Source organism: Olivibacter sitiensis DSM 17696 (assembly GCF_000427965.1).
GTDB classification, from domain to species: domain Bacteria; phylum Bacteroidota; class Bacteroidia; order Sphingobacteriales; family Sphingobacteriaceae; genus Olivibacter; species Olivibacter sitiensis.
On record NZ_ATZA01000007.1, the window covers coordinates 104,721 to 129,432 of the forward strand.

General features: G+C 45.5%; 17 protein-coding genes and 1 riboswitch. Of the genes, 9 read left to right on the forward strand and 8 right to left on the reverse strand.

The window, feature by feature from the left end; translation table 11 throughout:
- Positions 1 to 71 precede the first annotated feature (71 nt).
- Positions 72 to 1,052 carry a helix-turn-helix domain-containing protein gene (locus A37S_RS26125; protein WP_084163767.1) on the forward strand — a complete coding sequence of 327 codons (981 nt, stop codon included), beginning with the start codon at positions 72 to 74 and terminating at the stop codon, positions 1,050 to 1,052.
- A 78-nt stretch (positions 1,053 to 1,130) separates the two neighbouring features.
- Here A37S_RS26125 and A37S_RS23730 read toward each other — a convergent pair whose 3' ends face one another.
- Positions 1,131 to 1,778, reverse strand: coding sequence for an NUDIX hydrolase (locus tag A37S_RS23730; protein ID WP_051292759.1), 648 nt, complete (start codon positions 1,776 to 1,778; stop codon positions 1,131 to 1,133).
- 36 nt (positions 1,779 to 1,814) lie between these two features.
- Positions 1,815 to 2,804: a sugar phosphate isomerase/epimerase family protein gene (locus tag A37S_RS0105780; protein WP_028296162.1), complete on the reverse strand. Its 990-nt coding sequence runs from the start codon at positions 2,802 to 2,804 to the stop codon at positions 1,815 to 1,817.
- A gap of 146 nt (positions 2,805 to 2,950) precedes the next feature.
- On the opposite strand from A37S_RS0105780, the gene A37S_RS0105785 reads away from it, so the two are divergent.
- Together A37S_RS0105785 and A37S_RS0105790 are read left to right on the forward strand one after the other, a co-directional pair.
- On the forward strand, positions 2,951 to 3,703 hold the full coding sequence (locus A37S_RS0105785) for a nucleotidyltransferase domain-containing protein (RefSeq protein ID WP_245586324.1): 753 nt from the start codon (positions 2,951 to 2,953) through the stop codon (positions 3,701 to 3,703).
- A gap of 4 nt (positions 3,704 to 3,707) precedes the next feature.
- Complete coding sequence (locus tag A37S_RS0105790) at positions 3,708 to 4,451, forward strand: metallophosphoesterase family protein (RefSeq protein ID WP_028296164.1); 744 nt, start codon at positions 3,708 to 3,710, stop codon at positions 4,449 to 4,451.
- A gap of 43 nt (positions 4,452 to 4,494) precedes the next feature.
- Here the strand turns inward: A37S_RS0105790 and A37S_RS0105795 are convergent, their stop codons facing one another.
- On the reverse strand, positions 4,495 to 10,620 hold the full coding sequence (locus A37S_RS0105795) for an alpha-2-macroglobulin family protein (RefSeq protein WP_169719445.1): 6,126 nt from the start codon (positions 10,618 to 10,620) through the stop codon (positions 4,495 to 4,497).
- Between the two features lie 285 nt (positions 10,621 to 10,905).
- Entirely contained in the window at positions 10,906 to 11,916 is a 1,011-nt protein-coding gene (locus A37S_RS0105800) for a ketoacyl-ACP synthase III (RefSeq protein ID WP_028296166.1), read from the reverse strand.
- Positions 11,917 to 12,222: 306 nt separating this feature from the next.
- Between A37S_RS0105800 and A37S_RS23735 the strand changes: the two genes are divergently transcribed.
- A complete protein-coding gene (locus A37S_RS23735; protein WP_051292760.1) occupies positions 12,223 to 14,799 on the forward strand; it encodes an ATP-binding protein in 2,577 nt (858 codons plus the stop codon).
- 17 nt (positions 14,800 to 14,816) lie between these two features.
- On the opposite strand, the gene A37S_RS0105810 is transcribed toward A37S_RS23735, so the two are convergent.
- The 4 genes from A37S_RS0105810 to serS all read right to left on the reverse strand — a co-directional run bounded on the left by A37S_RS0105810 (position 14,817) and on the right by serS (position 18,920).
- Positions 14,817 to 15,458 (reverse strand): TetR/AcrR family transcriptional regulator, encoded by a 642-nt coding sequence (locus A37S_RS0105810; RefSeq protein ID WP_028296167.1) that lies wholly within the window; start codon positions 15,456 to 15,458, stop codon positions 14,817 to 14,819.
- A gap of 16 nt (positions 15,459 to 15,474) precedes the next feature.
- Positions 15,475 to 16,869, reverse strand: coding sequence for a sigma-54-dependent transcriptional regulator (locus A37S_RS0105815; protein ID WP_028296168.1), 1,395 nt, complete (start codon positions 16,867 to 16,869; stop codon positions 15,475 to 15,477).
- A gap of 139 nt (positions 16,870 to 17,008) precedes the next feature.
- On the reverse strand, positions 17,009 to 17,389 hold the full coding sequence (locus A37S_RS0105820) for an HU family DNA-binding protein (RefSeq protein ID WP_028296169.1): 381 nt from the start codon (positions 17,387 to 17,389) through the stop codon (positions 17,009 to 17,011).
- A gap of 259 nt (positions 17,390 to 17,648) precedes the next feature.
- Positions 17,649 to 18,920 carry a serine--tRNA ligase gene (serS, locus tag A37S_RS0105825; RefSeq protein ID WP_028296170.1) on the reverse strand — a complete coding sequence of 424 codons (1,272 nt, stop codon included), beginning with the start codon at positions 18,918 to 18,920 and terminating at the stop codon, positions 17,649 to 17,651.
- Between the two features lie 188 nt (positions 18,921 to 19,108).
- Between serS and rsmI the strand changes: the two genes are divergently transcribed.
- The 5 genes from rsmI to thiC all read left to right on the forward strand — a co-directional run bounded on the left by rsmI (position 19,109) and on the right by thiC (position 24,673).
- Positions 19,109 to 19,774 (forward strand): 16S rRNA (cytidine(1402)-2'-O)-methyltransferase, encoded by a 666-nt coding sequence (rsmI, locus tag A37S_RS0105830; RefSeq protein ID WP_028296171.1) that lies wholly within the window; start codon positions 19,109 to 19,111, stop codon positions 19,772 to 19,774.
- A gap of 139 nt (positions 19,775 to 19,913) precedes the next feature.
- On the forward strand, positions 19,914 to 20,558 hold the full coding sequence (locus A37S_RS0105835) for a PH domain-containing protein (RefSeq protein WP_028296172.1): 645 nt from the start codon (positions 19,914 to 19,916) through the stop codon (positions 20,556 to 20,558).
- 13 nt (positions 20,559 to 20,571) lie between these two features.
- Positions 20,572 to 22,197, forward strand: a complete 1,626-nt coding sequence (gene lnt, locus A37S_RS0105840; protein WP_028296173.1) for an apolipoprotein N-acyltransferase — start codon at positions 20,572 to 20,574, stop codon at positions 22,195 to 22,197.
- Between the two features lie 256 nt (positions 22,198 to 22,453).
- Positions 22,454 to 22,544, forward strand: a riboswitch (TPP riboswitch).
- 65 nt (positions 22,545 to 22,609) lie between these two features.
- A complete protein-coding gene (gene thiS / locus A37S_RS0105845; RefSeq protein WP_169719446.1) occupies positions 22,610 to 22,822 on the forward strand; it encodes a sulfur carrier protein ThiS in 213 nt (70 codons plus the stop codon).
- Positions 22,823 to 22,825: 3 nt separating this feature from the next.
- Entirely contained in the window at positions 22,826 to 24,673 is a 1,848-nt protein-coding gene (gene thiC / locus A37S_RS0105850; protein WP_051292763.1) for a phosphomethylpyrimidine synthase ThiC, read from the forward strand.
- Positions 24,674 to 24,712 lie beyond the last annotated feature (39 nt).

Genomic DNA, 24,712 nt, shown 5'->3' on the forward strand with positions numbered 1-24,712 from the left:
CGCAAAATAACATAGAACCATTCTAAACAACACGACGTAAAACGGAAGAAATACAACGCTAAACGGAAAACATGTTAAACCAGAAGAACAATATGCCCGTGGAAGTCTCTGTGACCTTCGAGGATTTGTCGGAAGAATTTGCGGATTTAGAAAAGAAAACGCTCTACAGCGAATCGAAAAAAGAAAAGGAAGATTACATCAGCCATGATTTTTCCTTTGATGGGATACAGGTCTTGCACATCAAGCGTTTTTTAAGAAAAGCTACCCGAATAAACATCAGCGCCAAGCAGTCGATTGTGCAACTGAAATTCAACCTGACACGCCAAAACAGCTATTATGAAAACGGTGTGTTGCTTTCAAAAATCCCGGCGAAGCACCACAACCTTTTCTATCTCGCAAACAAGAATGATTTTTACAGTGTAGTAGATGCCGGTGCCAAGGAGATTTTCGTCATCAATATGCCTATTGACTTTTTCTTCAGCAATTGCCCCCAAGTGATGTCCGGTTTTTTGGATTTTCGCAACAAGGTACGGGCAGACGAAACCGCCTTTCTCACGCCCAATGGTATGCCCATCAACCTAAAAATAGGCCAGATCATCTACGATATCATCCACTCTGAGCATCCCCCTTATTTACGTCATGTGTACCTCCGGGCCAAAGTGATAGAGCTGCTTTCCCTCCAATTGGAGCAGTGCGAAAAACACGATTATGCCCAAGGTCCCGAAAGCCTAAAGGCAGAGGAAATACAACGCATGGAAACGGTAAAAAAGCTAATCGAAGACCAATACGACAAAGACCACTCCCTGATAGGCCTGGCTAGAGCAGTGGGCACCAATGATGCCACCTTGAAAAAACATTTTAAAATGGCCTTTGGATGTACCGTATTTTCGCACCTCACGGCCGTGCGCATGCAACGTGCAAAAGATATGCTGGGCGAGAAAAACGCCAAGATATTACATATTGCCAACCATATTGGCTATAAACATGCCAGCCACTTCTCCGCGGCCTTCAAGAAGCATTTCGGCTATTTGCCTACCGCTTTTAAGGACTAAAGCCGAAAGACTAGAGCAGAAAGACTAAAGTGCCGCACGTGTGAACTAGCTTTATTCTTTAGTCTTTCTGCTTTTAGCTTATAAAATCAACCATTCTCGCCATAGTGCTTCCAGCTCCGACAAGATCATGGCCGTAGCTCCCCATATGATATGTCCTCCTTCAGTTTGATAGGCCGGGACTTTCCATTTCAGCGTCGGATTTAGGGATGGCTGTACCGAGGTGATTACCTTATGCTCAAACAAACGCAACAAGGGTACCTCCAGAATAGATGCCACCTCCCATTCGGAAGCTCTAAGTTCGGGGGCCTCCCCACTGGCCATCACTACGGTCTGCACCTTGAAATAGCTTACCGGAATATAGATCGGACTTAAAAACCCGAGCAACTCCGCTTGCTCCCGCTTAAAGTTCACTTCCTCGTTAGCTTCGCGAAGTGCCGTAGCGATCAAATCCGCATCCGACTCTTCGCGCTTACCCCCGGGAAAGGCAATCTGTCCACTATGTACTCCCCCATCGCTACTCCGCTCTATCATGGTGGTAAACAATTCACCTCCTTGTGGATAAAGCAACAACATGACGGCACTCTCCCGTGCTTCTTTTGGAATGTTTGCCCGCTTGCTCGCCTCGCTTTTGATGATCATCTTCGATTGAGCCTCAAAACCGGGAAGCGGCTTATTCAGCCGACAAGACAACCATGCTATAAATTTTTCGGAATCATTGAACGTCATATAATAGGCAACATTTTCAATGCGTACAATGTTATGCTATTTGAAAATTTCATGCTTTATGTAGTTATAGCTTTTATCGATACTTTCAAAAGCATCTCCCTTAATAGTATCTTGCTCTGCAAAGGCAAGCTTCAGCCCCGCCTTTTCCCTTTCGGCATAGATAGCTTGGAAATCTATGGTACCACTACCCACCTCTGTATAGGCGATATCGCCTAATAACGACATAGATGGCTGCTTGTCCAGATCACCTCCTACAATGACCTTGTCTTTGGACTTATCCACATCCTTCACATGCCATAGAGGGAAACGGCCGGGGTATTTGTCGAAATAGGCAACGGCATCCACGCCCGATTTTGCCAACCAAAAAAGATCGGGTTCAAAGACCACCAAACTAGCATCCGTATCATCCAATAGAATATCGTATCCCAACAGACCATCACCCAAATCCCTGAACTCCCAGAAATGATTGTGATAGCCCACGTTAATGTTTGACGCCTTTGCCAATTCTCCCGCTTTGTTCAACTGTTCGGCCATAAACTTAAAGTCGTCCGCCGTCAGCTTGTCTATCAGTTGGAAAGGGGGAACCGGGACAATTAAATAGGATTGACCCAATTGTGCCGCTACTTCCAATTGTCTCTTTAGCCCGTCCTCATCTCCCACTCCCTTTGTCAGATAAGCAGAAAGGTCATAATGCCCACTATACGTTTTGAGACCTAGGTCGGTCAATAGCTTGGACAAGTCGCCCAGGGCCACATTCCAGAAGCGGGCCGCAGCATCTTCCAACTGTAGACCGAAAGTCTCTACATGGTTAAAACCGATGTCGGCCACCTTTTGTAAGGTACTCTTCACATCCTCGGCCAGCTGTTCGCGCAGGGTGTACAATTGAATACCAATGCCCGTATCAAGGCCATTTGAACCTGTGTGGTCTGTACTTCCCTTGCAGGCAGATAGCAAGGTACCAGAAAACGACAACCCAGCCATTCCCCATACAGCTTGCCTAACGAAAACTCTTCTTTTTATTTTCATAACTGGTTAAGTAATAAATATAATATTGCCAAACTTAGAGAAATTCCAGTTCAAATACAATATATGGAAACATGCCTGTCGATAGCGCGACACAAAACTTTCGTTGCCCATCGTTGTTGTTTCTCCGCAGGGTATATAACTAACCAATGAAAGATATGATCGAAACGGCAGAGCAAAAAAGAGAATCGAATGCCTTCTTTAAGGAAGCCATACAAGCATTGAATGAGTCTGATGCCGAATATCTATTGGGCGGTGCCTTTGCTATGTTCCATTATACGGGAATTTTCAGGGATACCAAGGATCTGGACATCTTCTGTCGGGCAAAGGACTATCCCAAAATACTGAAACATTTTGAACAGGCTGGTTACAAAATAGAACTTACGGATTCAAGGTGGCTGGCCAAGATCTTCAAGGGAGATTATTTCATCGATATTATCTTCGACACCACCAGCAATATCTGCCGGGTAGACGATACGTGGTTCCAATATGCCTCAGAAGGCGAATTTGTAGGACAACCTGTCAAATTCATTCCGGCAGAGGAGCTGGTCCAGTGCAAGCTCTACGTGCAGAACAGGGAGCGAAACGATAATGCGGACATCAATCATACCTTCTTGAGGTATGGCAAGCAGCTCGACTGGGAGCGACTCCTCAAACTGGTGGATCAACACTGGCACCTGCTGCTTGCCCAGATACTCATATTCCAATTTGTATACCCATCGGACTACCGCGACATCGTTCCGCAATGGCTCTTTGACGAATTGATCAGGCGCGCGCAGGAGCAATATGACTTGCCTCCCTCCGTAGAGAAAGTGTGCAGGGGGCCTATCATAGACCAAACGCAATACCGGGTAGACATAAAAGAATGGGAGTACAAATCGTACACCATCAAAACCGTTTAAAAATATGCCAAAGAAAGAAAAGAGTGTGACCATTGCCGCAACTGCGGATATACATGTAAAAATGGCCGATAAAGGGAAATGGGCGCCCTTGTTCAAAAACGTGGGAGAAAAAGCAGACGTATTGGTGATATGTGGCGATCTCACGGATACGGGCGACGAGCAGGAAGCCGAAATTCTCGCCGACGAATTGAAGTCTTGCCCTATACCTGTTGTTGGCGTACTGGGCAATCACGATTTTGAAAAGGGACGTGAGAAATTGATCCGTAAGGTATTAATCGATCAGGGGATGGTGCTGTTGGACGGTGAGTACACCATCGTTGGAGAAATTGGCTTTGCTGGCATTAAAGGTTTTGGCGGCGGTTTTGACCGCTATATGTTGTCCCTGTTTGGAGAGGCTGAAATGAAAGCATTTGTCAATACCGCCGTGGAAGAAGCCCTGAAACTGGAAAGGGCCTTAGCCAAGCTCGACCAAGAGCACAGCCATCTCGAATACAAGGTGGCACTGATGCATTATGCGCCCATTGCCACCACGGTGGTGGGCGAACCCGAGCAGATTTTTCCCTTTCTAGGATCATCTCGGCTGGCGGAGCCTATAGACAGGCGCAACGTGAAGATAACATTGCATGGCCATGCCCACAAGGGCACCCTCGAAGGAAAAACGGTGAACGGAAATGCCGTATACAACATAGCTGCCCCAGTGCTCCGAAGTGCCGATTATGATGTTCCTTTTCGGTTCTTTGAGTTGTAACGAATCGGCTTCTCCGCTGAAGCAGCTTATTCTTCCAGCCAATTTATTCTTCAATCCTTACCATAATCCCTTCGGAGTGACTGCTCAATTCCGGCGCATACATGTTTTGCAAAGTAGTGATACCATTGGAGAACGTACCGGCATTATTGGCTCTCAACTCATATTCGAAAACATATACGCCTTTTGGCATATAATCGATAAAGAAGTTGGTGGCCGCGTCTCGCGTACTTTCATAATAGCCCAAGCCATCTTGCCATTTATAGGACGAAAGCACGTTGATAGGCTCGAATCCACTTGCCCGCATATCCTTTATGTGGACAAACTCCATGGTCCTATCGGCCTGTATTTCCAGACGCACCACTACCCTATCCCCTATCTTGATGGGAGACGCTTCCGTAATAGCCTGCAGCTCGTGGCCTTTGTTCGTATTTTTCTTCACGAAGAGCCTCTTACGCAACACCACGCCTGTTTCTGCGAACTTTATGGCGTTCAAGTCTTCCAAATATTGCCAGTAAAGTGCGCCCCACATGACACCTGGCGAACTTTTCTTCACCTCCACTTTACCCATGCCGGGTGTTATCTCGGTTTTACCCCACGAGCGCTTCACATAACCGCTTCCTGCCTGTTGGTCTTTCATTTGATTGTCGATAGATTCATCTCCTACCTTAACGTCTACTCCATCGGCCGCTGCCACCCAATCTTTGCCAGCAAACAACAGCGCGTACACGGCCTCCGTCGTCGCCTTGGTGCTGTTCCATCTATTGCTCTGCCTGTTTTTGAGCAGCCACACTTTCATGCTTTCTACGCTGGGTTCATCTTTTAGAACGACATGAAAAGCCTCTATCAAGATGGCCTGTGTTTCTACAGGCGCTTGGTGCCAGTTCCATCCGCTTTGGTTCTCTTTCCAGTACATGCCCATCTCGTCGCTTTGCACTGCATGGTCTTCAACGGATTTCAGCAATTGGCTCGCTGCGCTACCTTTCCCAAAACGATGGAAAACCAAGGCCAACATGGCTTTGGTCTGTAAGGGATATTCCATCATCTCCTTTTCCAGTACCTGCATGACGGAATCGACCTGCTTTTTCAATATAGTGGAAAATGGATATTTCTCCGTAAAATAGGTCCTGGCATAGAGATATTGTACCCATTCTGACGATAGCATTTCCGGCTTGTTGGTTTTGGGGTTGATATCCTGAAGGGTCTTTTTATCCAAATAGCTTATGGCCTTCCCAACAACATCATCCATATCGGCCGTATATAGCTGCATTTGTTGCAAATGCCCAAAACCGGCAAGAATATGCGTGGTGATGGTTCTACTTTCCCTACCTCCATCAAACCAGGCAAAACCTCCCGAAACCATTTGCCTTGCCTTCAATTTTTGATAAGCCGTCTCTTGTTCGTTGCGCATGGTATTGAGGTCGAACAAGAGGACCATACGCTTCATTTGTTCGCTTTCGCTCTCGGCTTGGCGTACCCAGGGCGTTTCCTCCAGTAAAAGAGATTTCAGTTCGCTATTGCTTTCCAGTTTGGATTTCAGCTCTCCTTTCTTTCCCCACTCATCAAATACGGCCTTGATCCTGGGCGAGGAATTGACCAAATGTTGCGAGATCCTATTGCCATACCATCTGCCAAAAAGCTGCTCGGAACACTCATAAGGGAACTCCCTGAGATAAGGTAAGGAGAACAAGGCATACCATATTGGATTGGTGGTCATTTCCAAGGTCAGTTTTACCTGCTCCAAGCTTTGCGACTTGTTGTTGCTTAGGTTTTCCATCACGAAGGTCTTTTCCTGTCCTTCACGAGCAAATAGGGGCATGGTCTCGGTCACCAGCATGCGATTGGTGAGCACGGGCAGGATAGATTCTTCTCCGTCGCTGAAGCTACCCGAGCTGGCCACTACGCGATAGGTCACTGCCTGAACATCGCTTGGCACCTGCATTGTCCAAGATACGCTGGCACTTGCACCTTTTGGGGCAGAAAAATCCCTGGTGTTTTGCAGGTTTCCGAATACCTTGTCGAGCGGTTGCATGGTGAAGGCATCAAAGAGCAAAAGTTGGGCTTTTCCAACCTGTACCGTATCCGACATATTCACTACCTTGGCCTGTACGTGCAATTGATCGCCCTGCCGAATGAATCGCGGCATATTCGGTACGACCATCAGGTCCTTTGACGTGCGCACCGTTTTTTCAAAGTAGCCCGTTTTCAAGTCTTGGGTATGTGCAAGGGCCATGAATTTCCACTGTGTGAGGCTTTCGGGCGTAGTAAACCGGATTTTGACATTGCCTGCCGAATCCGTTTTCAGGTGCGGAAAGAAGAAGGCTGTTTCGTTGAGGTCTTTCCTTGGGACGATGCCCTCCAATTGGGTCGCTTGTTTGGCTCCAAGTTTGGTGGTGACAATCACTACGCCTTGCGCCGCACGAGCGCCATAGAGCGCGGTGGCTTCGGCATCTTTGAGCACTTCCATACGCTCGATATCTTCAGGACTTATAGCGCTCATGTCCTCCACTACCTTCCCATCAACCACGTAGAGTGGCGTATTGCTATCGGCTATCGAGCTATTGCCCCTAACTGTAACGCCGGCAACAGCGCCAGCCAACATAGTTCTCTTTTGTTGTGTACCGTATCCGGTTACTACTACTTCATTGAGGCTATTGGTTGTGTCAAAATCAAACGGTTGCTGTAGCCCACCATTTTTTTCCAACTTCATATTAGCAACATATTGATTTTGCAACCATGTATTCGTCAAAGAGAATCCGAATCGATTGAGTTCGTCAAATTGCCATTGCGGAAAATAATAATTGTAGTTGCCATACCCCACGTGCTGCAAACTTTGAATCCCAAAAGACTGAGATATATTCCAGTCGCCTAAATGACTATAACCTACTCGTTCATTTAACTCAAAATAAAGCCCATGTGGCTTAAATTGATCCAGGGAGCTATCATACATCGTGGCCAACATCTCTGCCAATACGAAATCCCTATCCGGTCCCTTTACCGTGAGTTCCCAGTTTTCTTCCTGTCCCGGGGTCAGTTTATCCCGAAGTGTGGCCACTTCGATGGAAAGGTCCCGCGATTTCGGCTGCACATAGATCATCGCTTTTCCTTGTTCGACACTGTTATACTTACCCGTGAAATAATGGATATAGATATTTCCTTGATAATGTTCCCTAATGGGAAATGTCAGTGCTTCCAGCCCGTCCTTTAAGTACAACAGTTGGCTATGTATGGTCTTGCCTTCGTATTCCACCTCGGCAATCACCGTCAGCGATTTGTCCGCCGTACCAAACCATATCCTAGCCACTTCACCCGTACGGTACACATCCTTTTCAGGATAGAGGGCAAATAGCTTGTTGTCTGCCACTTTGCTGCTAGCTGTGCGATATAATTCTAGCTGTTTCTCCACCTTCAAGGTGTCGTCACCATCCAATACATAGCCTGTCAGCAAATAGAGTCCCTCTTGCCAATCCGAAGTTACTTGCATGTCTATCCTTGTGGAGTGCTTGGTGTCAAAGTCCGTATCAAAAACCACTTCCCCTCTTTGCCAATGCTGCATGTTTTGTTCATCGGCATAGGCATCATGGGGGAAGTACTCTTCAAATTGCTTTCTGTCGTACAAGCTGTAATTGGTCTTTTGGAAATCGTTCCTGCGCAATATACGATTGGGTGCGGCTAGCTTCACCAAGTTGATCTTGCCCTGGCCGGCAACGAATGCGCCGTTCAAATTTTCCGTCTTAATAAGTACGGAATCCAGGGCGTGCATATCTACCTTGTCGGGCAGCAGCACCGATAAGGTCAACGACTTATCCCCCACCCTGACTAGCTGTTGCCCGGTGCGGGTCTCGCCGCTTATATCGGTCACATCCGCCTCGATCTGATAGCTGTAGGTACGAAAAACGCCATCTTGTCTCTCAGTGGCCGCCTTGGCCACAAACCGGATCTCGAAGTTACCTTCGCCATCTGTCGTGGTTTCACCTTGTACGATCTCTTCCCTTACTGACGAAATAGGCCTTCTGCTCCATCCCCAATAAGGTTGGATATCTTGCCGGTACACCCGATAACTAACCTTGGCTCCATCAATTTGTGCACCCGAAAATGCCTGTGCCTCCCCTTTCACCGCTATCTCCTGCTCCAACCGATAATTGCCCTTAAGGGTATCAAATGTCACCTCAAATTTGGGCCTTTTGTATTCTTCCACACTGAAATGACATTGGTAATCACCACTTTCGTCTTCCAGGTAATAATCTCCCGTCAGGCCATTTGCCGGCAACACGAAACTACCGGAGAAAGAACCAAACTCATTGCTTTTCAGATCCAGTTCACCAATGGATTTATCATTGGGATCATATAGTTCCACACTGGTTTCCACGTTCTTGGCCACCTTGCGTTCGTTCTTCCTTTCTCGATACATGATGCCCTTAAAATAGACCGTTTGTCCGGGTCTATATATAGCTCTATCCGTAAATAAATGGATTTTTGGATCTTCTTCTTCCTCGTCATCACTGTCTTCTTGCCGATAATTGTAGAAGTACGCATCAAAAAAAACGTCCTCATCTTTGATCTTATAGACCAATTGCCTGGTAGTATAACGATCGAGATTCTCCTTTACCCTGGCCCTGCCTAATTTATCGGTCCGTACCGTTTGACTGAGAACCAAATCCTTGTTATTCCCTGCTCGTTTATACACTTCCAGGGTTTTCCCTGCCAGAGGAGCCCCATTGTCCCTGTCGGTCAATTGCACTTCATCGTCGCGCCATGCCAAAGCATAGCTTGTCACGGCAAAGCTTTGATAGTAGCCATTGGCCAACTGCTTTACGTCTGGCTGAAACTTAAAATCGGGATTGTCGGCCACGAGCACCACGTATGTTCCAAGCTCCAATGGATTGAACTTGACCATAGTAGCGTGCTTTTGATAGTCATCGAAGGTTCTCAGATCTATGGAAAACGTGTCAACGATCGGCAAAGTCGCTATAAGCGAATCAAACTGTGAACTATTGCCAGACATACGCCAAGCAGATAATTTATCTTCATAATAGCCTTTGGCATCACGTTTATAATTCAGGATTTTCACATAGATCTTGTCCGTGTTTTTGTGCGACAGGTACACGGGAATAGGAGCATTGGGCAGCACAAAATGCTCTATTTGTATCTCCAGGGTGGGCGCAAGGATAGCAGCTTGGAGTGCTTTCATGCTTTCATTGGCTGGTGTGGCAGGGTATTTTTCTTTTACCTGCTCGGCAATCTGGAGTACACTATCCAAATACCGCTTCTTTTCCGAAAAAGTATCTTCATCGGCGGCATTAGCCTTTGATTGATAGGCCAATGCCAACGCATGAAGTACCTCCGAAGTGTACCAGGTCCCGGGATCGCTATTGCTCAATGATTTTAGACCATCTATGTATACCTGACTTGCTTTGTCGTCGTACCTCAGCTTTAAGCGATTCAACTCATTATATAGTAGCGCATTCCGGTTGGACACTGCTGCATGGGCTTGAATAAGCTGATCGTACAGCTCTTCGGCCCGCTCTTTTTTTGTAACTTGATAATAACGGATTGCTCGATGTGCCAATAGGTCAAAAAGACTGGGCCTTAATTCCCGGTAGGTGCTTGCCGTATCCAATATCTTTTCCCAAGCAGCCACTTGTTCATGCTGCAAACTGGTCTTGGGAGTGAGGGATTGAATATATAATGTTGCTATCGTATCGGTAAATGAAGCTTTTGGCCATGTTCTGAAATCGGACGAAAGGCTGTCTCGTACGTTTGTCCGCTGATCTATACTATAGCGGTTGTTTTGGTAATATTCATCCAATAGGGTCGCCAATAAGGATCTTAATATGGCCTTTGCCACAGGTCTGGCCTTTGCGATCTCTTGCCCGAAATCATTGACTACATGCAATAGCACGTCCTTGTCATCTTCGGTGATTACTGCTATTTTGGAACGATATAGCAAGGCTCGAATGAGTTGCTGGTCTTCCTTTTCCTTTTTGGCTTGCAGGTATATGCTATCCACCAGAGGAACTACCGATTTCAAAAGCCCCTCGAATTCCATTTTTTCTATGTGATGCCAAGCCGTATCGTATTCAAGCCTGTCCTGCGCAAAAGCACTGTTTGCAAAGCAGTGCATCAGGCAACAAACCAGCAGCCATTGAAAAAAAGCGAAAGAAAATCTCATAAAAATCCTATTAAGTGAATCCATATGGACAAGCATGCAACAACATCCAAAATTCCATAAAAGTAGTTCATTTTTCCGTTTAAACTCAAAAACGAAACTTGTTAAAAAAAGAATAGATGTCGGAACTTCGTTCGATTGAATTTGGATAAAATTTTAGAAAAGAGGCTTTCCGCTTTTATCTTAGAAGCAAAATCGGCAAGAGGCTCTAGCGATTAAAAAGACCGCTATTGCCTTTTATAGTTAATTATGCGTAAAAAACATGCAAAGTATTATTTTGGAAAAGTATCAAATCCCTTTATCCAAAGTAATCACTCCTCCTGCCCAAGATAACCCCACGCCAAAGCCACAAATTAACACGGTTTCCTGTTGTTTGTGCATACAGTTATCGCTGTAGTTTTTCAAGGCAATCGGTATAGTGGACGAAACGGTATTTCCACCATTGGCTAAATCGATATAAAATTTTGACGCATCGATCCCCAACGTTCTCCGCATTTGGTTGAGCATATAGGCATTGGCTTGATGAAACACATATTGATCGATGTCCTTTTTACGCATATTATTTTCCGCCAACACTTTTTCTACAAACGGAGGGATTACCGAGCTGGTGAAACGAAAAACTTCCGGCCCGTTCATATATAGGTTGTTGTCTGTATAGACATTACCCCTTCCATAATGATGTTCCTCGGCATTCTGATCGTACTTATGCCTAGTAGCTCCATTCCTGATAATGAGTTTGTCATGCCCTTCGCCGTCCGTCCCAAATTTGAAAGTAAAAATCTGCTCCACCTCCGAACTAGTGACCAAAGTAGCAGCGGCACCATCACCAAAAATAGATCGGCTAGACCGATCGTGCGGATGCACGTATTTGGAATAAGTGTCGGTAGTAACGAGTAATACATTTTTGGCCTGGCCACTATTTATAAAAGCTTTGGCCATGCTGATACCATACACAAAACCAGAACAACCTAAATTAAAGTCGAATGCACCGACATGACTACCAAAATCGAGCCTCTTTTGAAGCAGACAGGCTGTTGAGGGAATGATATATTCTGGACTTTGCGTGCAATATAGAATAAAGTCGATGCGATCTTTATCTATCCTTTCAAATAAAGAAAGGGAGGCCTGATAAGCCAAATCTAGAGCAGTTTCATACTCATCTGCGATGTATCTCGTTTTTATTCCTACTTTTTCCTCAAATCGTTGAAAATCGTACCCAGGATAAAGCTCCTTTAAATCTTGATTTGTTAATGTGTTTTTTGGATAATAATAAGCTATGGCCTCTATCTTTGCCCCCATTTGTGCACTCTATATTGTTTTATTCAGTTAGAATCGGCCAAATTATATAAAACATTTGGATTACAACATAAACCTAGCTTTTTATCCTGAAGCCCGTAATTCATGTCTTCCTACAAAAAATTGAAGGTCTAGCTAAAAATTGATTTTTTATACTGAATGACAAAATAGTTTTTAGTTATGCATCAAAAACTTATTACAAATAGATGACCAAAGGTCGTTTCTATCTCAGGTGACTTATCAAAAACCTTGCACATTGGCATACTTTTTTCTATCTTTAATCGAAAGTGGGATTGGAGTAAACAGAGAATGGCTCAACAAAGAAAAGAAAACCATAATGTACGGAGCAAGGTCATTATAGTATTTCTATTGGGATGCATGGCCATCATTGGCGCATGGATTACCAGTAGAAATGCATTTGAGCAAGTTTTATTTTCGGTTGACAACATTTCCAAACCCAACGAAAAACTCATATTGGTAAGTCATTTATCTCGCCAAATCATGCAGCTTGATCAGCTGCAACGTACCCAGGCTTTTCATACCAAATCAAACGCTTTGAGTAGCTTTGAAAAAGAGTCAAAATTGGTGGCACTCCGCTTGGATACGCTCAAGAACATGTATGCCTATGATCCCAATCAGGTGAAGCGGATAGATTCCATAAAAACGATCTTACGCGAACGCGAGAAGTTATTCAAATCTTATATCAGGGTTAGAGATCGCCTGGTGGACAACGATGAATTTACGGAACAGCTGCAGTCTATCGGTAATCTGGTGCAGGACCAGGCGGAAAATGTAGAGGAAAGAGTTGTCACTACCGAAAAAAGAAACCAAACCACCACCGTCACCGACGAGGGAAGCAATAATAATAATAAACGAGATGAGCGCTCATTTTTCTCTAAGATATTTGGGAGAAAAGCTCCTCAACAGGAAGAGGAAAGCAAAACCACAAAAACTATACAGGACGAAATAAATGTATTGATAGATAGTATAAAAGTCGAAAAAAAGGACAGCTTACTGCACATTATCGATTCAACTTTAAAGAGACTAGACGAACGTCAAAGACAACAAAGTACCAATTTCGTCAACCGCGAAATTGAACTGACCATAGCCGGCAACTATCTAGTCAATAATATGCTCACCATCTTGCAAGCCGTAGAACAAGAAGGGGAAGCAGAACGTACTCAGGAGAACCAACAGGCAAGAATGTTCATCAATGGTAGTATTGACAGGCTCAATCTGATTTTGATAGCCTTTCTCTTTATCACCGCCATCATGGTACTGACCATACTTGCCGACATTCGTAAAGCCAACAAGAACCGGAAGGAGCTGATAAGGGCAAAGGAAGAGGCAGAATACCACAGCGCAGCCAAGCAGCGCTTCCTTTCCAATATGAGCCACGAACTGCGCACGCCCTTGCAGTCTATCATTGGCTATACCGAACAAGCCAGAGATGCCCAGTATGCTACACCGCAACAAATCGACGTGATATATCGCTCGTCTGAACACCTTTTGCAAATCGTAAACGAGGTGCTTGACTACAACCGTATCAACTCAGGCAAATTCAATTTTGAAACCAAAGCCTTTGATCTTGACAAACTTGTCGATGAGGTAACGGAAAGCATGAGGGTACAGGCAGAGCAAAAGCAGCTCCATTTCTTCAGCGAAAAGAAGTTTGACAAGAATGTCCGTTATCTTGGCGATCCATTCCGTATCAAGCAAATTCTCTTTAACTTGGTAAGCAATGCGATCAAATTTACTTCTGCGGGACAAGTACACTTATATACGCGGGTCTATATGGACGGAGATGAGCAAAAGTTTATTATACAAGTAGAAGACAGCGGGAAAGGAATACCTCAAGAGGATTTGGGCCGCATATTCAACGAGTTTGAGCAGGCAGGCAACTCCAATTCTGGAGTACATTTTGGTAGTGGCCTTGGTCTCAGCATAGTGAAAACGTTATGCGAGGCGATGCATGGCAGCATTCAGGTAAAGAGTAAAGTAGGTCAAGGCTCCGTCTTTACGGTAAGTATTCCTTTGGAAACAGCAGATTCTTCTGTGGCAATACCATCGGACGATGATTCATTAATCCCTTCTTCCTCTTTTAAAGGGACAGTATGGATTGTAGACGATGACGAGTTTATCCTCAGCCTATCGGGAAATATACTCAGCAAACATCATATTTCACATCAACTATTCTCATCACCAGCCGCCATCTTGGCTCAGCCAGTTGACCCTAATGTAACTCATGTCATAATGGATATGCGCATGCCCGGTATGACCGGTATGGAGTTATTGGATAAGTTAAAGAAGAAGATAAATGACGAAAACCCCAACCGTCAGGTCAATATGTCGGCATTTACCGCACAGGCGCTGCCTGAAGAACGGCAACATATTCTCGACCATGGTTTTGATCAGGTATTGGTGAAGCCGATAAAGGAGGCCGAGCTATTGCGTTTGCTGGGGGTAAGCGCCAAAAACGGACAGGAGGTAATGCCAACGCCAACTTCTGATTTGGAAAATCAGTCCTTGCCATTTTCGCTAGACAAGCTCCGCCAATTTGCCATGAACGATGAATTTCAAATGAGGCAGGTGCTCCAACTTTATATCAAGGACACGACTGCAGATCTTACTGTATTGCAAGAGGCAATAAATGCAGGCGACAATGAGCTGGCTGGTTTTATTTTTCATAGACTGGCTGGCAGAACTGGTCAATTAGGTCATGATAAACTCTGTATAAAGTTGAGAAAAATGGAAATAGACCTCAAATCGTCCATTCCTGCGGACACGAAGGAAATATCCACCATTGTGAAAGAAGTGACAGAACTACTCGACCTGATAGGTTTTCATCTTCAAATTTCCCATGCACAGGCAAAATCCCTATCGTAATAGCCCTTGATTGAGATTTACGCCTTCTCGTTCTTATATATCCTCTCTACCATATTATCCAAAGCTTGGTGTATTCTGCTTTTGCCATCCTCTTCATTGAGGTCGATGCCGCAGAAAAGGCTATTGCCCACTTTCGCATGGAGCACCAAAAAGTAGATGCCAGCTACCAAGATGGCTATCTCTGCCTCGATATCTACATTCCTGCCATCAAAATTGGGTTCAAACAAGCTAAATAATTTTGCTCCGACAGCTTCCCTCTCTTCACATATTTTTTGCAGCGCTTCCGTTTTCTCACTGATTTGCCATCTCACTATCTGCTGCATTTCTCTGTTATCGTCCAAATAATCGAGCTGATCTTTCAAGATTGATTTTGTCAGTTCTTTTATGTTTTGATTTGGCAGGCCAGTGATGACACCTTTGGCACGTTCGGCATATTTAAGCCAATAATCTTGCTCCCTGAGATAAGTAGTTATCAACCCATCTATACCACCAAAGTATTCATATAGAAGCTTCTTGTCCAATTTGGCTTGTTTCATTACCCTATTGACACCAAGTTCCACGTATCCTTCTTCGGTGAGGATTTCACCTACCGCATCTAATAGCTTCTTTTTAGTCCTTTCTTTATTACGTATGGGACCATCGTAAACTTTCCTTGCCATAATAAAAAGATAAGCTTTATTCTATACCGTATTTCTCCAGCTTATTATATAGGGTTTTTCTATCTATATTGAGTAATTGGGCTGCTTTACTTTTATTATATTTCACTTGTTTCAGCGTGTCCATGATCATCTGTTTCTCTTGCGCTTCACTGAATGATTTCAAATCCAACCCTAGGGTATTTACCTGATTTTCTTGCTGTAGCGAATTGTTTTCTGATTTAGCTCGCTTCAAATTCGTCACCATTTCGTCGGGCAGTGCGTCTGGCTGTGCAACATCGCCAGTACTAAGAAGCACCATGCGTTTTATGATGTTTTTGAGTTCGCGCAAGTTGCCTGGCCAATCATATGACCGGAAGATGCGCTCTACGTCTGTAGAAAGACGATGAACATGACGACCTAATTCTTCATTTGCCTGCTTTAGAAAAAAAGATATAAAGGTGTCCAAATCCTCGCCCCTGTCTCGAAGTGCCGGCACCAGAATTTCAAATTCATTGATACGATGATATAGGTCCTCCCGAAAATGTCCTTGTGAAGCACCGTGCAGCAAATCATCATTGGTAGCTGCAATGACCCGTACATCAACCTTAATCTGCTTATTTGCGCCAATCGGCTGAATGACTCTTTCTTGTAATGCCCGCAACAATTTCACCTGAACATCATAAGAGAGATTCCCAATCTCATCCAAGAAAAGTGTTCCCCCATTTGCTTGTTCAAACTGCCCTACTTTATCACTAAACGCCCCAGTGAAAGATCCTTTCATATGCCCGAAAAGCTCACTAGCCGCCAATTCTTTTGATAGTGTTCCACAATCTATGGAGACGAAGGGCTTGTCCGCACGCTTGCTCAATTGATGAATGGACCTGGCCACGTATTCCTTGCCAGTACCACTCTCGCCCCTTATCAGTACGGACATATCCGTGGGAGCCACCAGCTGGATATAATCATGAAGCTTTTTGGCTACTGGACTTTCTCCATCGACGTATTCCTCCTTTTCGACGGTGCTGTTTACGGCTCTTTTAGATGTAGACTTTGTACCCTCAGGCTCGACATCGTTTTCTTCCAAAGCCTCCTTTAGTACCATCAGCAGTTGATCGGGATTCACGGGCTTGGTTATATAGTCAAACACCCCTCTTCTTATGGCATTGACAGCAGTCCGGACATCGTTGAAACTGGTCATCATGATGGCAGGGATCTTCTTCATCCCCCTATCGCGCATGGCATCTATCACGTCCAGCCCTGTACCATCTCCCAATCTGTAGTCTAGTACCAATAGCTCATACGTGTCGTCCAAGGCCTCCAATGCCGAGCGAACATTATATTTCACATCTACTATATGCCCATTTTTCTTAAGAAATCCTTCCAAGATGGTCGCAAATGTAGTATCATCCTCCAGCAAAAGTATTTTAGCCATATGAGTTTACCTTATTTCAAAAAGGTATCTTTTTTAATTCCAATAATTAAAACAAACTTAGACAAATTGCCGGTCATATGCAACTTCACGGAACTGCCACAACAAGTAGGCCCTAATAGTAAAGCCCAAATACACTTAGTTATCCTCGTTCAAACTGTACTTTCTTCAAGTTTTTCCGCAATTTATCGTCGGCCTTGAAACATATTTTGTTTGCTATTACTTTCTTGGGCGTACACGCTTCCTCGCTTTCATAGCCAGCACTGGTGACAGACAGGTAAAATGTACCCAATTGCCCCAGTTTCACCCTATAACCATTGTGCAGATATTTTTCTACCAAAGCCGTGAGCCCTATCATCGTAGCATAAACATCGCTCTTAGTCAAAGAACTTTGCTCGCTAAGGTGCTCAGCAAGCATGTCCAGATCTACCTTACCACTCTTTGTAGGAATGGCATAATACAATACATCGTTGTTGCCCCCAATTACGTTACGCTTGGGCCTGCATGCATATTTTACCGCCATAATAACCGCAAATAAAAAATAAAAGAAACTTGAGATATTTGGGACAAGATAAGGAAAAATTCAAAAAAGAAGGGCAAAGTTTTCTCATAGATGTACATCTCCATAGCGTATAGATGTACATCTATGAACTTTACACATGTACATCTATAAGGTACAGAGATGTACATCTACGGGCCTTATACATGTACATCTATGGGGAAAAAGACAAGGAGAAACCCAAAAAACAAGGGCCAAGATTTAAAAGTCGAAATAAGAGACTTTAATCAATCCACTCAAAGCCCGTATACGGCACCAATACATCCGGTATTTTTATCCCTCTTTCCGTTTGATTCTCCTCCAAAATACACGCTACAATACGTGGCAATGCCAACGCACTGCCATTGAGCGTATGCACCAACTGCATTTTGCCATCAGCGTCTTTAAACCGAGCCTTAAGTCTATTGCTCTGATAAGTCTCAAAATTGGAAACGGAAGAGACTTCCAGCCAACGTTTCTGTGCAGCGCTCCATACTTCCATATCATAAGTCATGGCAGAGGTGAAACTCATATCGCCACCACACAGACGCAACACACGGTAAGGCAATCGCAGCTCCTTGAGCAAGGATTGCACATACAGGCTCATTTCCTCCAGTACTTCATACGATCTTTTGGGATGAACAACCTGTACCAATTCCACCTTATCAAACTGGTGTAGTCTATTAAGTCCGCGCACATGTGCACCGTAAGATCCAGCCTCGCGCCTAAAACAGGGCGTATAAGCCGTATTTTTGATGGGGAAATCTTCTTCCTTCAAGATCACGTCACGGTACATATTGGTGACCGGTACCTCAGCCGTGGGAATAAGGTACATATCGTCGTTCCCGACATAGTACATCTGCCCTTCCTTATCGGGTAGCTGCCCAGTACCAAAGCCAGAATCGGAATTGACCAATATAGGCACCTGCACTTCCCGATAACCGGCAGCATTGGCCTTATCGAGAAAGAAATTGATCAAAGCGCGTTGCAGCCTTGCTCCCTTTCCTTTATAGACAGGAAAACCTGCACCACTCACCTTTACGCCAAGTTCAAAATCGATGATATCGTACTTGGCCGCCAATTCCCAATGCGGCAACGCTCCTTCTGGCAATTCTACCAGATCGCCATGCTGCAATACCACCTCATTATCTTCTGCATCCTTTCCTTCTGGAACCAAATGATACGGCAAATTGGGTAACTGAACCAATGTATCGAAAAATTTAGCTTCCAATGGGCCGAGCTGTTCGGTATATTGTTTCAACTGTTCTTTATAGCTGGCAGATTGGGCTTTGATTGCCTCCGCTTCCTCTTTTTTGCCTTGACGCATCAACTCGCCTATCTTTTTTGCCGCCGAATTAGCCTCCGCTGAAATGGACTCGGAAGCCACTTTCAATGAGCGAAGCTCTTCGTCTAAACGAAGCACCTCGTCTACCAAACCCAACTGACCAAAGTTCTTAACCTTCAACCGATCGATTACTTCCTCCCTGTTTTCCCGGATATAACTAATCTGCAACATATAAATTTTGTATATTTTTGCAGCAAAGATAGTCGTTAATGATCAATTGTTATATGGTTAATTAAAGACTAAAGCTGAAAACTTGCCTGACGGCAGTCAGGGACTAGAGACCAAAGCGGCTTAGCAAGCTTGAAAGTCAATCTAGACACTTGATACGCACAACACATAACTCACAACGCGCAACAAAAATGCTATACCTCGTTCCCACCCCCATTGGCAATCTGGAAGACATGACCTTTCGGGCAGTACGCATACTAAAGGAATCGGACATTATCTTAGCCGAAGATACGCGCACAAGCACCCCTTTGTTGAAACACTTTGGCATCGACAAGAAATTATTTGCCCATCACCAGCATAACGAACACAAAGCCTTGAGCGAGGTCATCCGTTTCCTGAAGGAAGGACAGCAGGTTGCCTTGATCTCTGATGCCGGCACACCGGCTATCTCAGACCCCGGCTTCTTATTGGTACGCGAAGCAATTAAGGAAGGCATAGCCATATGCTGTCTTCCGGGAGCTACTGCCTTCGTGCCGGCACTTGTAGTCTCGGGACTACCCAGCGATAGTTTCGTCTTCGAGGGCTTTCTGCCCGTCAAAAAAGGGAGGCAAACAAAACTCAAATCATTGGTTAACGAACAGAGAACGATGATTTTCTATGAATCGCCTTACCGTATATTGAAAACCTTAGATGAGTTGACCGTTTATTTTGGCGCCGACCGTTTGTGCTCGGTATCGAGGGAGATCAGTAAGGTTTTTGAAGAAACAGTTCGAGGAAGTCTTTTGGAAGTAAAAGAATATTTTGAAAACAATGTGATAAAAGGCGAGTTTGTTATTTGTGTACATGGAAATTCGTAATTTAGCCGTCGTAGCACTAGTTAATTGGTCATTGGCAGATTTGGCAACGGCCAATTATAACAACGCAAAAACAGTATTTTAGAAAACGGAAAGAACGCTGACGGCCAATAGCCGAAAGCCGATAGTCAAAAATAAGATCATGTATATAGATCAATATCTAACGGAAGAACAGGATCCAAAGGTAGTGGAAAAAACCTTGGACAAGCTAAAAGACATGCTCACCTCTGGCGAAGTAATTCGTTACATTGCTGTTCAGAAGAAGCCGGCGGTCACCATATTGCCAGATTGCGTGGTGATCAGCAATAAACGTATTTTTCTTTGCGAATCCGCCAAACTGGGACTTACCACCAATTACGAGATTTTCCCATGGAAGGATGTAAAGGAGGTAACTTTCAAGGAAGATTTCTTTGGCGCACGCTTCACGGTCATTCCTTACACGGGAGAAAACCTCACAGTAGAATATATACCAAAAGTACAGGCTCGCAAACTATTTCAGCTTTCAAACGAAGCCTTAGAGAAGCAAGAGGAACAAACTCGTTTACAAGAAGTTGATCTTAAAAAAGCGAGTACACCTCAAATCAATACCCCAAGCGAGCTAGAGGAAGAGACGGAAGCACCTCTCAAACCCGAAGAGGAGCCTACATTAAAAACTCCCGAGCCTGTTCAAGAACCTGTGGATGAGGTGACGTTGAAATTGCAAAAACTAAAAACATTGTTTGAACGGCAATTGATTACCCAAGCCGAATACGAAAGCAAGAAAAACGAAATACTGTCTCAGCTGTAAAACAACCATTACCTTGAAACGAAACTACCTTTTGGCCTTGTCCAGTGCCCTATTGCTTTGGCTGGCATGGCCGCCTATCCCATTTACCGGCGTTATCCTGCTCGTTGCCTTTGTTCCACTCTTATTGGCTCTCGAGCAAATTATCACCAGCCCTGGCAAGAAAAAAGGGACGAAGGTCTTCCTCACCGCAGGTTTGTGTGCACTGGTATGGAATACGGCGAGTATCTACTGGGTTTTCAATGCCATTAGCGCCGTAATGCCAATCTATGCGGCCATATTCATATCACTTATTCCGTTCGGACTTGCCGCTCTGCTCATTGCCCTTGTGTTCAGGTTGTATTACCAACTAAGGAAAACATATAATCTTGGGGTAAGCCTAATAGGATTGGCTTGTTTCTGGGTTTGCTACGAATACCTACATCAATGGTGGGATTTGGCTTTCCCATGGATGACATTGGGCAACGGTTTTGCCAATAGTACGGTACTGGTGCAGTGGTACGAGTATACGGGCGTATATGGTGGAACCCTCTGGATCTGGATATGCAACATATTATTCTTCATATTATTCATTCGACATAAGCAGCAATCCAAAGCAAGCTTTCTGACTAGCTACCTGGCATTGGCGGCTATCGTTTTTGTGCCCATTGCTTGCTCACTCCTGCGCTACACCACCTATGAGGAAAATGAAAATCCTTCCAATATCGTGGTGGCCCAGCCCAATATCGAACCTTTTAAAAAGTATGGCCTTAGCGCCAATCAGCAGGTCGATCTTTTGATTCGGTTATCACAATCGGTCGGACAGCCCAACACCGAATTTTTTATCTGGCCGGAAACTGCCATCAGCTCCTACGTCAATGAACGGGAAATCCGTTCCGATATCAAGTATGAAAAAACAAGGGAATTTCTGAAAGACTACAAAAATGGAAATGTCCTGTCCGGCATCGAGTCCTTTTCCAAAATGGCCGAACCTAGCCCCAATTCGACGCCTATACAAGAGCTCGATAGAATATACTACTACGAAAGGTACAACGCAGCGGTACTAATAGATAACTCTTCCAAAGTACAGTTCTACCACAAGTCAAAACTGGTACCTGGCGTAGAGCAATTACCTTTTAGTGCATTGAGCTTCCTGAAGCCCCTCTTTGCAGCCTTTGGCGGAGCTACTGGTAGCTACGCAGGCCAAGAAGAACCCAGCGTGTTTTATTCTTCCAGCGGCATTGGCGCTGCACCGGTTATCTGCTATGAATCTATCTGGGGCAACTATGTAGCAGAATACATCCGTCAGGGCGCGCAGTTCATAGCCATTATTACCAATGACGGCTGGTGGGGCAACACCTCAGGGAAAAGCCAACACCTGGACTATGCCAGGCTTCGGGCCATAGAAACCAGAAGATGGGTAGCGCGCTCGGCCAACACAGGAATTTCGGCCTTTATAAACCAAAGGGGAGATGTCGTGCAAAGGAGCACGTGGTGGACGGCCACAGCGTTAAAACAAGATATCAACCTCAATGAGGAACTTACTTTCTATGTACGCTTTGGAGACTATGTGGCTTACGTCGCCATGATAGGCGGATTCATAAGCATATTGTTGGTTATCTTCGGCCTAATCAAAAGACAAAATCCGATAAATCAAAAGTAACGATAATAGAATCCGCATGCATGAAGCTGGGCGCACGACAGATTTCCCACTTGTCGTTGTCGTCATTGCGAGGGGGCACGACGTAGCAATCTGACAAACAAAAAACGTAGATTGCCACGTCACTTCGCTCCTCGCCTGCCTACCGCAGGCAGGCAATGACGCGTTTTTTGTGAAAAGGGATTTTTGTCGTGCACCCCATGAAGCTTTAATGAGTAGAAGGCAGATTTGCATTTCCATTTAATATGCTTTATCTTTGGTAAAACTTTAGGGGTGCCATTGGTGCTGAGATAATACCCTTTGAACCTGATGCAGTTAGTACTGCCGCAGGGAAAAGTAGATGACCTTTCTTTGCTTGCGCTGTTTCCATGGCGCTATGGTGTCATTCCTAGAGTTGTATGAAAAACCAATAGGAATGAGCAATATCAAGATCCAGTTAAATCATCAAGAACAGGAACTTCCTGCCGGAAGTACTTTGGCACAATTGATTTCCCAGCAGCTAGGCGGCCGCCAAAAGGGCATTGCCGTGGCCATCAATCAACGTGTAATCCCAAAAGCAGAACACGACCAATATATCCTGCAAACAAACGATCAGATTCTTATCATCAAAGCAACACAAGGAGGCTAAATTATGAGCAAGCAAGAGAAAAGACCGACCCAATCGGCCATTACGACCGGAGCGATATCGGGTTCAAAAAAAGTATATGTCAAAGGCAGCATGCACGACATCCAGGTAGCCATGCGAGAGATTTCCCTCTCTCCTACCAAATTGTTCAACGGAGGCCAAGAACCCAATGCGCCCGTCACGGTGTACGACACGAGTGGCCCCTATACGGATGAAAACGCACAGATAGACATCCGTAAAGGATTGCCCCGCCTGCGCGAGCCTTGGATAGCACAGCGAAACGACGTGGAAGCATTGGCCGGGATCAGCTCCAGCTATGGCCAAGAACGCCTGGTGGATCCCCAATTGGCGCACCTACGTTTTCAGCATCTCAAAAAGCCCCTTAAGGCCAAAATGGGCACCAATGTCACCCAACTGCACTATGCCAAACAAGGAATCATTACGGCCGAGATGGAGTATGTGGCCATACGTGAAAATCAGCGTATCGACGAACTCAAGGGCCAACTAAACGGCAGTTACGAGGCCTTGGGCCAACAGCATCCCGGCAATAGCTTTGGCGCCCATACGCCCAAAGGGTTCATCACGCCGGAGTTCGTTCGGGACGAGATTGCCGCTGGACGTGCCATCATCCCCAACAACATCAACCACCCCGAAAGCGAGCCCATGATCATTGGCCGCAACTTCCTGGTAAAAATCAATGCCAACATCGGCAACAGCGCCGTCACTAGTTCCATCGAGGAAGAAGTGGAAAAAGCGGTCTGGGCCTGTCGCTGGGGAGCGGACACCATCATGGATCTTTCCACCGGCGACAACATCCATGAGACGCGCGAATGGATCATCCGCAATTCGCCCGTACCCATAGGAACAGTCCCTATCTACCAGGCGCTGGAAAAGGTCAAGGGCAAGGCAGAGGACCTCACCTGGGAAATCTTTCGCGATACCCTCATCGAACAAGCCGAACAGGGTGTCTCCTATTTTACCATCCATGCAGGGGTGCTGTTGCGCTACATTCCACTCACGGCCAAACGGGTGACGGGTATTGTCTCACGCGGGGGAAGCATCATGGCCAAATGGTGTCTGGCACACCACAAGGAGAATTTCCTCTATACCCATTTTGAAGAGATATGCGAGATCATGAAGGCATACGACGTGGCCTTTTCCCTGGGCGACGGCCTACGGCCCGGTTCCATTGCCGATGCCAATGATGCCGCCCAATTTGCCGAGCTGGAAACGTTGGGCGAACTCACCAAGATAGCTTGGAAACACGATGTACAGGTGATGATAGAAGGGCCGGGCCACGTACCTATGCACCTCATCAAGGAAAACATGGACAAACAGCTGCGCGAATGCCATGAGGCGCCTTTCTACACCTTGGGCCCGCTCACTACGGATATTGCCCCAGGCTACGACCACATCACCTCGGCCATTGGCGCTGCCATGATAGGGTGGTACGGCACGGCCATGCTCTGCTACGTCACGCCGAAGGAACACCTGGGACTGCCCAACAAAAAAGACGTGAAGGACGGGGTCATCACCTACAAGCTGGCGGCCCATGCGGCAGATTTGGCCAAGGGACACCCGGGAGCCCAGTACCGCGACAACGCGCTGAGCAAGGCCCGGTTCGAGTTCCGGTGGGAAGACCAGTTCAACCTGTCGCTGGATCCGGATACGGCACGTGAGTACCACGATGAGACCCTACCGGCAGAAGGCGCCAAGGTGGCGCATTTCTGTTCCATGTGCGGTCCCAAGTTCTGCTCCATGAAGATTACCCAGGAAATCAGGCAATCTGCCGAAGACGGGCTATTTGAAAAAGCAGAGGAATTTAAGCTAAAAGGAAATGAGATTTATTTATAAGTTATCCGTTGCGGGTTATGAGTTGTGAGCAGAAACAAC